A 10,899-nucleotide genomic window follows, 5' to 3' on the forward strand; every position below is an offset into this window, starting at 1 on the left:
AACGTCAGCTTGTCGCTGCGCAGCTCGACGCCGTCCGGCCCGCGGACCGCGACGTCCCCTTCGAGCGACGCCAAAACGTCGCTCTCCTCGCCGCCCCGCTGCTCGAAGCTGCCGCCGCTCGCCTGCACGACGACCGGCTTCCCGTCCTTCGTGAACAGCGTCAGGCGGCGCACGTCGCGGACGCGGCTCACGCCCTCCTGCCGCCCGACGAGGGTCTGCGCCTCGAGGTCGAACAGCTTCTTGCCGTCCTTCGTCGCGCTCCACGTGAAGCCGTTGCTGAGGCGGACCAGCTCGTCCACCGACTCGGGCGGACGGCTCGTCACGCCGCCGACGAGCGCGGGACGCGGCCGGAACGACTCGTAGAGCACGAATCCGCCCACGACGACGGCTGCCGCCGCGGCGATCCAAGCCCCTTTGCCGAGCTTCGGGATCATCGCGCCGGCGTCCCCGCGAAGCGCGGCCGGCGCTTTTCGAGAAAGGCCGCCGTACCCTCGCGCATCTCGTCCCCCGCGAACGCCTGGCCGAAGAGACGCGCCTCGAGGTCGAGCCCCGCGCCGAGCGGGAGCTGCAGCCCCTCGCGCACCGCGCGCAGACAGACGCGCGCCGCCTCGGGACCGACGGCCGCGATCTCGTCAGCCAGCGCCAGCGCGCCGTCGAGCGCGCTCCCTTCGACGACGCGGTTCACGAGGCCGATCTCGCGGGCGCGCGCCGCGTCGATCGGCGCGCCGACGAGCAGCATCTCCAGCGCCCGGCCTTCGCCGACGAGGCGGGCGAGCCGCTGCGTGCCGCCGAAGCCGGGAATCAGGCCGAGCTTCGTCTCCGGCTGGCCGAAGCGCGCCTTGGCCGAGGCGACGCGCAGGTGGCACATCAGCGCCAGCTCGCAGCCGCCGCCGAGGGCGTAGCCGTCCACCGCGGCGATCACCGGGCGGCCGACCGCGTCGATCGCCGCGGCCAGCCCCTGCCCTTCGCGCGAATACGCTTCCGCCTCCGCCGGTCCGAGACGCGCCATCTCGGCGATGTCCGCGCCGGCGGCGAACGCCTTCCCGCCGGCGCCCGCCAGCACGACGGCGCGCGGCGCCGGATCGTCGGCCGCGGCGGCGAGCTCGTCCTCGAGCGCGGCGATCGTCGCCCGGTCGAGCGCGTTGAGCTTGTCCGGGCGGTTGATCGTCAGGACGAGCGCGGAGCGGATCGCGGCGCGGAGGACGAGCGGTTCGGCGGACATAGGGGCGCCTCTAGATTCGGAACTGCGCGGCCTTGACGTTGCGCCGGAAGTCCCCGCTGTCCACGCGCACGGTGAGGCACATCTCGGCGAGCCGCGAGGCGAGCCGCTCGCCGATCCGCTCGGCGAGCGATTCTTCGCCCGGCGGGGGATCGAAGACGCGGTTCGTGGTGATGATCGTCAGCCGCTGCCCGTTGTAGCGCTCGTTGATGATCAGCCCCAGCGTCTCCATCGCCCACGGCGTGGCCCGCTGGCAGCCGAGATCGTCGAGCACGAGGACGTCGGCGTCGATCGCCGGCTGCAGCACGGCGAAGCTCGGCGTCTCGCTGCGGCGGTCGAAGCCGTCCTGGATGCTCCGCAGGAGGCGCGTGAACTCCGCGAACAGCCCCTTCGCGCCCCGCTCGAGGACCATCTGCCGCAGCGCGGCGACGGCGAGGTGGGTCTTCCCCGCGCCGCACGGCCCGCAGAGCAGCAGCCCGCGGTCGCCGCCGGGGAACTGGTCCACGGTCTGCCGGGCGAGGCGCAGCGCCTCGCGCAGCGAAGCGTTGAGCGCCTGGAATTCTTCCCACGTGCAGTGTTCGTAGCGCGCCGGGATTCCCGACTGCGCGAGCCGCAGCCGCGCACGCTCGGCCAGACGGCAGGGACAGGGGCGCGCGGCGCTGCGGCCGTTCGCCTCCTCGCGGACGAAGCCGGTCCCCTTGCAGACGGGGCACGGCGCGCCGGGCGCGCCCGGCGGTATCGAGGTCGTTCCGGACATGTCAGTTCAGGTAGCTCCGCAGTTGCTGGCACTTGGACGAGCGGTTCAGCTTCTTGAGCGCCTGCGCCTCGATCTGGCGGATCCGCTCGCGGGAGAGGTTCATCGCCTCGCCGATTTCCTTGAGCGTCTTCGGCTCCTCCCCCGTCAGGCCGAAGCGCAGCGAGAGGACGCGCCGCTCCTTCTCGTCCAGCTCGCCGAGCGCGCGCCGGACCTGCGAGCGCAGGGCGCCGCGCAGCAGCACGGCGTCGGCCGCGGGAATGACGTCCTGCTCGAGCTTGTCGGAGAGATGGAACTCGTGCTCCTCGTCGATCACCGCGGAGAGGGAGAGGTTCTCGTCGGAGACCTGGAGCAGCGTCGTCACGTCGTCGGCCGGCACGTCCATCGCCTCGGCGATTTCGTCCACCGACGGGCGGCGTTCGAGCTCGGTCATCAGCGCCGCCTGCGTCTTGCCGATCCGGTAGAGCAGGTTCGCCTGCTTCTGCGGCAGGCGGAACGGCCCGCTCTGGTCGGAGAGCGCGTGGATGATCGCCTGGCGGATCCACCAGACGGCGTAGGTGATGAACTTGACGTTCTTGTCCGGGTCGAACCGCTTCGCGGCTTCGATCAGCCCGACGTTCCCTTCGTTGATCAGGTCGAGGAACGACAGCCCGAGGCCGCGGTACCGCTTGGCGAACGAGACGACGAAGCGGAGATTCGCCTCGACCAGCCGCTGCAGCGCCTGCTGGTCCCCCTCGTGGATCCGCCGCCCCAGCTCCCGCTCCTCCTCGACGGTGACGCGGGGGAGCTTGGCGATCTCCTTGAGGTACTTCTTGAGCGCTTCGGGGGAGCCTTGGCCCCGCTGCCGCGACGCGCCCAAGTCGTCGCCGTAATCGTCCGCCATCTACCGCCCTCCCGCGCGCGTCCGGCCGGCCGCGGGTCCGCGGGCGTCCGGACGGACATTATACGGGGCGCGGCTCAATGATTGCCGCCCGCCGAGGAAACGGGGACCGTGCGGGCGCGCGACTCGGGCCGCTTCGGCAGGCTGACGTGGAGCATTCCCTCCTCGAGGGCGGCGTCGACGTTGTCGATGTCCAGCCCCGCCGGGAGTTCGAAGCGGCGCAGGAAACGCCCGGTCGGCCGCTCGAGGCGGAGGTAGTTCCCCTCCCCGTCGGCGTCGCGGCGGCGCGTCCCCTGGATCAGCAGGGTCTGCTCGTCCACGCGGAGGTCGATTTCGTCGCGGTCGAGCCCCGGCAGCTCGCAGAAGACCTCGTACCGCTCGGCGCCGTCCACGACGTCCGCCGGCGGCTCGAAGACGCCGACCGTCTCCCCTTCCGCGGCGAGCGGCGCGGGGCCGGTGAGGACCGATTCGAAGAGCTTGTTCATCCGGTCCTGGATCGCCAGCAGATCCCGGAACGGGTCCCACCCTTTCATCGTCGTCCCTCCCGGAAGGCCGGGCTTCCGGCCGGGGCCATGTTAACCCGGAACGGCGGCGGACCGGGCCGCGGGCCGCCCGGCGCGACGCGTCTTTTGGACGGGCCGGCCCGTCGCGGCCGCCCCGCCCCGCGGACGAAAAGGGAGCGGCCGCGCAGGGCCGCTCCCTCTTCCCGTTTCGCGCGCGAATCCGCTACTGCTGCTTGCCGTCGTCCACGACCTCGGCGTCCACGACGTCCCCTTCGGGACGTCCGCCGGGGGCCGCGCCGGCGCCCGGCGGGGGCGGCGGCGTCGCCGTGTCGGCGCCCGCCTTGTAGAGCTGGTCGGCGGCCTTGTGGCTCGCCTTGAGCAGCCGGTCGGCCGCGCCGTCGATCTTCGCCTTGTCGTCGGTCGCGATCGCTTCCTTGGCCGCGGCGATCGCCCCCTCCAGCTCGCCCTTCACGTCCGCGGAGAGCTTCGCGCCGGCGTCGGCGATCGTCTTCTCGGTCTGCCAGACCAGCTGGTCGAGGCGGTTGCGGGACTCGATCGCCTCCTTCTTGCTCTGGTCCTCGGCCTCGTGGCTCTTGGCCTCGTTGACCATCTGCTCGATCTCGCTCTTGTCGAGACCCGAGGAGGCGGTGATCGTGATCTTCTGGTCGCGGTTCGTCGCCCGGTCCTTGGCCGTGACGTGCAGGATCCCGTTGGTGTCGATGTCGAAGGTCACTTCGATCTGCGGGATGCCGCGGGGCGCCGGCGGGATGCCGTCGAGGTTGAAGCGGCCGATCGTCTTGTTGGCCGCGGCCATCGGGCGCTCGCCCTGCAGCACGTGGATCTCGACCCCCGGCTGGTTGTCGCTGGCGGTCGAGAAGACCTCCGACTTGCGCGTCGGGATCGTCGTGTTGCGCGGGATCAGCGTCGTCATCACGCCGCCCAAGGTCTCGATGCCCAGCGACAGCGGCGTGACGTCGAGGAGCAGCAGGTCCTTCACGTCGCCGGAGAGGACGCCCGCCTGCACGGCGGCGCCGACCGCGACGACTTCGTCGGGGTTCACGCCCTTGTGCGGCTCGCGCTTGAACAGCTCGCTGACGAGCGTCTGCACCATCGGGATGCGGGTCGAGCCGCCGACGAGGATGACCTCGTTGATCTCGGCCGGCGACAGCCCGGCGTCCTTCAGCGCGAGGCGGCACGGCTCCGCGGTCCGCCCGACGATCGGCTCGGCGATCTGCTCGAACTTGCTCCGCGAGAGCTTCATCACGAGGTGCTTCGGGCCGGTGGCGTCGGCGGTGATGAACGGCAGGTTGATCTCCGTCTCCAGCGCCGACGACAGCTCGCACTTGGCCTTTTCCGCCGCTTCCTTGAGCCGCTGGAGGGCCATCTTGTCGGCGGAGAGGTCGATCCCCTGCTCGCGCTTGAACTCGCCGATGATCCAGTCCATCACGGCCTGGTCGATGTCGTCGCCGCCGAGGTGGGTGTCGCCGTTGGTCGACTTGACCTCGACCACCCCTTCGCCGACCTCGAGGATCGAGATGTCGAAGGTGCCGCCGCCGAAGTCGAAGACGGCGATCTTCTCGTCCTTCTGCTTGTCGAGGCCGTAGGCCAGCGCGGCGGCCGTCGGCTCCGGGACCAGCCGCTCGACCTTCAGGCCGGCGATCTGGCCGGCGTCCTTCGTCGCCTGGCGCTGCGCGTCGTTGAAGTAGGCCGGCACGGTGATCACGGCCTGCTCGACCTTCTCGCCGAGATACGCCTCGGCGTCGGCCTTCAGCTTCTGCAGGATCATCGCCGAGATTTCGGGCGGCGAGTAGACCTTGTCGTCGATCTGGACGCGCGCGTCGCCGTTCTGGGCCTCGACGACCTGATACGGGATGCGCGACAGCTCGTTCCGCCCGTCGCCGAACTTCCGCCCCATGAACCGCTTGATCGAGTAGACCGTGCGGAGCGGGTTGGTGATCGCCTGACGCTTCGCGACCTGGCCGACGAGCCGGTCGCCCTTGTCGGTGACCGCGATCACGGAGGGGGTCGTGCGGCCGCCTTCCGCGTTGGCGATGACGGTCGGCTTGTCCCCTTCCATCACGGCGACCACGGAGTTCGTGGTCCCGAGGTCGATGCCGATGATCTTGCCCATCTAGATGTTTCCTCCCAAGGCGGCCGGTCGCCGCGGGAGGTTCGTAAGATTCCGTTCCTCTCCCGTCAAGGGACGGCGGGGGCGGACGCCCCCGGCCGTTCGCGGACCAGCGGCGCCCGGCCGTGCCCCGACGCCTCCGCCAGTCGCCAGCCTCCCGCCGCGGCCTGGTAGCTGTAGCGGTCGCCCCACGGGTCTTCGAGGTCGGCGCGGGCGACGAACCCGCGGTCGACGAGGTCGTCGAGCGTCCGCGGCCAGGCCCCCTGCGAGAAGAGATGGGCGGTCAGGGCTTCTTCGAGGCGGGCCATCCGCGCGCCGCTGACGGCCCGGCGGAGCTGCTCCAGGCCGGCCACGCCGGACAGGGCGTCGGCCGAACCGATGAACGTCGCCGCGGGGATCGGGCGCGCCCCGGGCGCGACCGCCCGAACCGCCTCCTGCACCGCGGCGAGCGAGCCGACGACGGCGAGGGCAGCCACCGCCGCGGCGAGCGCCTTGGCCGGGGCGGCGAGCCGCAGCAACAGCGCCGTCTTCGGCTTCGCCCCGCCCTCCGCCGTTTCCACGAGTTCGAGCAGCCCCGCCTCGACCAGTTCGGCCATCAGGTGGAACCCCTCGAAGGTGCCGAGCCCGGAGAGCTCGGCGATCTCCCCCGCGGGCCGGCGTCCGTCCACCCAGCGGAGCACCGCCCGCTCGCGGTCGGTGAAGCGCCGGCGCGGCGCGCCCGGCTCGCCGAGCGGATCGGACGGGATGACGCCGAAGTCGATGTCCTGGTCGTAGACCGAGCCGCGCGCCTCCTGCGCGTCGGGGGCGGTGGCGAGGATCGAGGCGCCGCGCGCGGTGAGTCCGAGGACGACGGCGCGGCTCGGGATCACCCGCTCGACGAGCGGCCACTCGTCGATCATCCGCGCCCCTTCCATCAGCAGGTTCTCGCTCGGGATCGGATCGATGTAGCCGCGGTCCCACTCCACCCGCGCCTCGGGGCGGAAGTCGTACTCGCCGTCCTTCCAGCGGAAGAGGTCGTAGATCGTCTCGGTGATCTGCAGCAGCAGCTGGCGCCGCACGGTGTCCTTGTCGACCCAGTTGCTCTCGACGAGGACGTGCCCCAGCCGCTGCAGCGTCGCCTGCTGGCGGCGCAGCGCCTCGTTCAGCCGTTCCTCGGTCAGCTTTCCCGTGCGGACGAGGAGCTGGCCGACCTTGAGTTCCGCCGGGCGGCGGTTCGACTCGGCCGAAACGACGCGGCCGCTGTCGAAGCCGATCGAGACCTGCTCCTCTCCGCGGTGCAGGTACAGCACGCCGCTCTTGCGCTGCAGGCCGATCAGCTGCAGGACGTCGGTCAGCGAGAAGTCGCCCAACGTGCCGGTGAGGGCCATCGCTACCTCCCTCCCCGTCCGCCGGCCGCCGTCGGGCGCCAGCGCGGCGTCTGGAAGAGGATCCACAGGATCGCGCCGAAGACCGCGAAGAGGAGGCCGGGCTTCCAGAGCGGCGCCGCGGGGTCGAGCGGCCCGAGCCGCGCCGGCAGCAGCGCGCCGGCGAGGCAGAGCGCCCAAAGCCAGGCCTCGAACAGGCCGATCCCGATCCGTCCTTCGTGGATCAGCGCCACGCCGGGCCAGACGGCCTGGACGACGATGCGGCCGATCGCCAGACGCTTGATGTGGCGGTCCACGAGGCGCGCCTGCTGCTGCCGCGCCTGCGGCGAGAGCCCCTCCCGCCGCGTGAACAGTTGCTGGCAGGGGGTGCAGGCTTCCGCGCCCCGCTCGTCGGCGGCGCAGCGCAGGCAGAACGCGCGGCCGCAGTGGACGCAGGTCTGCGCGGAGACGACGCCGCCCCGCAGGCCGAGCAGCAGCACCGCGAGAAGCGCGCCGACCGCGGCGAAGGTGACCGGGTTGGCCGGCGAGAGCGCCCGCTTCGCCGCGGGGATCGCCTCGTTCGCGGCGAGCCGCCGCGCGGCCTCGCGCGGATCGACGAGCGGATCGGCGACCCCTTCGGGCGGGGTCTCCCGCTCGACCCGGCGCAGTTCGTCGGCCGAGGCGGCGCGGGCCTGCGCCAGCGCGTCCTCGGAGTCCTTGAGCTCGAGCTCCGCGGCGCGGGCGCGGGAGAGGTTGAAGAAGGCGACGACGTTCTTCGGATCGAGGTCGAGCGCCTGGCGGTACCAGACCGCGGCCGTCTCCCGCTTCCCCGAGCGGAAGAAGACGTTGCCCATCGCCACGCGGAGGCGCGGTTCGGTCGGCGCGGTGACCATCGCCTCGCGCAGCGCCGACATCCCCTCCTCGGGGGCGCGCGCGGCGACGAAGCGGGCCTGCATCAGCCGCCACAGCGGTTCGCGCGGCTGGGCGGCGACGAGCGCGGCGAGGTCGGCCTCGAGGCCGGGACGCGCGGTGCGCTGCGCCGCCTCGATCGCGGCCCGCGACGCGGGGTCGCCCGGGGCGCGGCCGAGCGCCCAGAGCGCGCCGGTCGCGGGGGGAACGAGCGCGGCGATCAGCAGGAAGAAGGCGATCAGACGCCGTTCGGCGCGCGTCGCGGCGGGGACGATCACCACCGCCCAGGCCACGAGCGCGAAGGCGCCGAGCCACTGGATCGCGGCCGGGGCGAGGACGATCGCCCAGCCGACCGAACGGCGCCACGCGGCGTGCCAGCCGAGCGGCAGGCGTTCCTCGATCTCGTGCGCGACCCGACCGGCGTGGGCGAAGAAGATCGCCGACGCGCCGGCGGAGAAGGCCGCGAGCAGGGAGAGGATCAAGATTCCCCCGCCGCCGACGACCATCGACAGCAGGTTCCAGAACGACGTGAGGCGGATCCCGACCGCGCGCACGGCCGGCGCGAGCGACGCGCCGATCCCCTCGCCGGCGCGCCAGCGGCTGCGCGCCTCGAGCCACGACGCGGCGCCGTTCTCCGGATCGAAGCGGCGGGCCAGGACCGCCGCCTCGATCGCGGCCTTCGGGTCGGAGGCGCGGCGCGCCTCGGCCAGCGCGGCGTCGGCGAGCGGCGGGCAGCGGCCGATCCCCTCGTCGCGCAGGAAGACCGCCGCCTCGTCGGCCGCGGCCATCGCCCCTTCGCGGTCGCCGCGGGCCAGCAGTTCCTCGTGCTTACGCCAACGGAGGGCCGCCTGGTCGAGCCAGGCGTCCACGATCGAAACCCCGGCGGCCGGCGCCGCCTGCGCGGTCTGCGCGGCCGGGGCGGCGGGCGACGGCTCCTCGGCCCGCGCCGCCGGGGGCGCGAGCGACAGGAGAACCAGCGCGGCGAAAATCGACGAGCGCAACCTGCCCAACGGGCGCCTCCTGCGTCAGCCGCGACGCGGCCGTTCGCGCGCTTCGACGAACTGCATCTTCAGCTCGTAGAGCGCCTGCTGCAGAAGCCGGTCCTCGTCGGGTTCGAGGCGGCCCTCGGTCTTGCGGGCGAGGAGTTCGAGGCATTCGATCGCCCGCTGGGCGACGGCCAAGTTCACCTCGGGCTTGTTCGTCTCGGGGTGCGGCAGAACGCCGAGCCCCGCGAGCCCCAGCAAGAGGAATGGATTGACCAACTCGGCGAAGACCGGGGGAGGCGTCCCCGCCGCCTCGTCCTCGGCCCCGCGGAGGACGCCGCCGCCGGGAAGCGGGACTTCGTCCGCCCCGCGCGCGTCGCCGGTGCGCGGGTCGATCCGCCGCCGGTCCTCGACCTTGATCTCGTCCCCGCCGTCGGCGTCGCCGCGGCGGCCCTCGTTTTCGGACATCCCGTTCCTCCCGGTCCGATCTCGAGCAGAAACGTCCGGCGCAGGATAGCATCAGGTGGCCGCGGCGGCGGCAGGGACGGCGTGCGGAACGCCGATTCCCGCGAGAGGGACGCGCATGACGTCGATCGACCGTTTGGCGGAAATCATGGAACGGCTCCGCGGCCCGCAGGGCTGCCCGTGGGACCGCGAGCAGACCGTGGCCTCCCTCCGCAAGTACGTGATCGAGGAGACCTACGAGGTCGTCGAGGCGATCGACGAAAAGGACTGGGGGAAGCTGCGCGAGGAGCTGGGCGACCTCCTGCTGCAGGTCGTCTTCCTCTCCCAGCTGGCCAAGGAGGCCGGGCAGTTCAACCTCGACGACGTCGCCGCCGGGATCTGCGAGAAGCTGGTCCGGCGCCACCCGCACGTCTTCGGCTCGGCCGAGGCCAACAACGTGGCCGAGGTCTGGCGGCGCTGGGAGAAGATCAAGGAAGGCGAGCGCCGCGCCGCCTCGAACGGCGCCGCGACCCCCTCCCGCCTCGACGGCGTCCCCCGCCACCTCCCCGCCCTCGCCAAGGCGCGTCTCTTCGCCGACAAGGCCGCGCGCGCCGGCTTCGACTGGAGCTCGCCCGAGGCGATCGTGGACAAGGTCGAGGAGGAGACGGCCGAGCTGCGTCAGGCGATGGCGACAAACAGCGCCGCCGGGCCGGCCGAGGAGCTGGGCGACCTCTTCTTCGCCGCGGCGAGCCTCGCGCGGCGGCTCGGGCTCGATCCCGAGGCCTGCGCCGAGCAGGCGAACCGCAAGTTCGAGCGCCGTTTCCGCGAGGTCGAGCGGCTCGTCGCCGAGCGGGGCGCGAAGCTCGAGGACTTCGACGAGCGCGGTCTCGACGATCTCTGGCGGCGCGCCAAGGAACTCGTTCCGGCGCGCTGACCGCGCCCGTCTCGCGGGCGCGGAGCGCGCGTGAAGGACGAACTCGTGCCCGCGCGCTGATTCCGCGCCGGCGGACGCCCGCTCCGGCGACGCGCCGGCTTTCGGTCAGGCGAACGACGTCGTGACGCCGACCATGCGGTTGAGGCGGGCGCGCCGCGCAGCCGGATCGACCGCGCCGCGCGCCTCGAGAGCGTCGAGCTCGCGCTCGAGCACGTCGCCGAGAAGGGCGGCCGCGGCCGCGGGGTCGGCGTGCGCCGCGCCCGGCGGCTCCGGAACGACGACGTCCACGACGCCCGCCCGCGCCGCGTCCTCCGCCGACAGCCGCATCGCGCGGACCGCCGAGGGGAGCCGCCGCGCCGAGCCGAAAAGCACCTCGGCGGCGCGCTCCTCGACGGCCGGCGCCATCACCGCGTAGGCCTGCATCGCGACCCGGTCGGCGACGAGCCACGGCGTCGCCCACGCCCCCGAGCTCTCCCCGGTCACGACCGAGACGAACGGCGTCGGCGCGACCGCCGCGGCGAAGAGCAACTCCCCCAGCGCGGCCGCCGCCTCGGCGCCCTCCGCCGCGCTGTCGGCCGCCGCTCCGGCCGCGTCCACGAAGGCGAGGACCGGCCGCCCGCCGCGGGCCGCCAACTCGATCGCGCGGCGGGCCTTGCGCGCTCCCGCGGGGCGCGGCCGGCCGAAGTTGCGCTGCACCTTCTCGCGCACGCTCCGCCCCTTCTGCAGCGCGATCACCGCGACGGGGCGCGAGCGGAAGACGCCGAAGCCGGCCGCGACGGCGGGGTCGTCGGCCTCGCGGCGG

General features: G+C 73.0%; 11 protein-coding genes. 1 reads left to right on the forward strand and 10 read right to left on the reverse strand.

Features of this window, described 5'->3' with window-relative positions; all coding sequences use genetic code 11:
* The 9 genes from LLG88_01575 to LLG88_01615 form a co-directional block, all read right to left on the reverse strand.
* Window positions 1-434, reverse strand: a 434-nt coding sequence (locus LLG88_01575) for a hypothetical protein (protein ID MCE5245597.1), incomplete at its 3' end; no start/stop codon positions are given.
* On the reverse strand, window positions 431-1,222 hold the full coding sequence (locus tag LLG88_01580; protein MCE5245598.1) for an enoyl-CoA hydratase/isomerase family protein: 792 nt from the start codon (window positions 1,220-1,222) through the stop codon (window positions 431-433). The genes LLG88_01580 and LLG88_01575, both read right to left, overlap by 4 nt.
* A 10-nt stretch (window positions 1,223-1,232) precedes the next feature.
* Window positions 1,233-1,976: an ATP-binding protein gene (locus LLG88_01585; protein ID MCE5245599.1), complete on the reverse strand. Its 744-nt coding sequence runs from the start codon at window positions 1,974-1,976 to the stop codon at window positions 1,233-1,235.
* A 1-nt stretch (window position 1,977) separates the two neighbouring features.
* Window positions 1,978-2,856, reverse strand: coding sequence for an RNA polymerase sigma factor RpoD/SigA (locus LLG88_01590; GenBank protein ID MCE5245600.1), 879 nt, complete (start codon window positions 2,854-2,856; stop codon window positions 1,978-1,980).
* A gap of 74 nt (window positions 2,857-2,930) precedes the next feature.
* Window positions 2,931-3,386: an Hsp20/alpha crystallin family protein gene (locus tag LLG88_01595; GenBank protein ID MCE5245601.1), complete on the reverse strand. Its 456-nt coding sequence runs from the start codon at window positions 3,384-3,386 to the stop codon at window positions 2,931-2,933.
* A gap of 193 nt (window positions 3,387-3,579) precedes the next feature.
* On the reverse strand, window positions 3,580-5,487 hold the full coding sequence (gene dnaK / locus LLG88_01600) for a molecular chaperone DnaK (GenBank protein MCE5245602.1): 1,908 nt from the start codon (window positions 5,485-5,487) through the stop codon (window positions 3,580-3,582).
* 65 nt (window positions 5,488-5,552) lie between these two features.
* Window positions 5,553-6,851, reverse strand: a complete 1,299-nt coding sequence (locus tag LLG88_01605; protein MCE5245603.1) for a DUF4388 domain-containing protein — start codon at window positions 6,849-6,851, stop codon at window positions 5,553-5,555.
* A gap of 2 nt (window positions 6,852-6,853) precedes the next feature.
* Window positions 6,854-8,746 carry a tetratricopeptide repeat protein gene (locus LLG88_01610; GenBank protein MCE5245604.1) on the reverse strand — a complete coding sequence of 631 codons (1,893 nt, stop codon included), beginning with the start codon at window positions 8,744-8,746 and terminating at the stop codon, window positions 6,854-6,856.
* 15 nt (window positions 8,747-8,761) lie between these two features.
* On the reverse strand, window positions 8,762-9,187 hold the full coding sequence (locus tag LLG88_01615) for a DUF1844 domain-containing protein (protein ID MCE5245605.1): 426 nt from the start codon (window positions 9,185-9,187) through the stop codon (window positions 8,762-8,764).
* Window positions 9,188-9,302: 115 nt separating this feature from the next.
* On the opposite strand from LLG88_01615, the gene mazG reads away from it, so the two are divergent.
* Window positions 9,303-10,097 carry a nucleoside triphosphate pyrophosphohydrolase gene (gene mazG, locus LLG88_01620; GenBank protein ID MCE5245606.1) on the forward strand — a complete coding sequence of 265 codons (795 nt, stop codon included), beginning with the start codon at window positions 9,303-9,305 and terminating at the stop codon, window positions 10,095-10,097.
* A gap of 105 nt (window positions 10,098-10,202) precedes the next feature.
* Here the strand turns inward: mazG and LLG88_01625 are convergent.
* On the reverse strand, window positions 10,203-10,899 hold a 697-nt coding region (locus tag LLG88_01625; GenBank protein ID MCE5245607.1), incomplete at its 5' end, for an acetyl-CoA carboxylase carboxyl transferase subunit beta.

The sequence above is a fragment of the bacterium genome, assembly GCA_021372775.1.
GTDB lineage: Bacteria > Acidobacteriota > Polarisedimenticolia > J045 > J045 > JAJFTU01.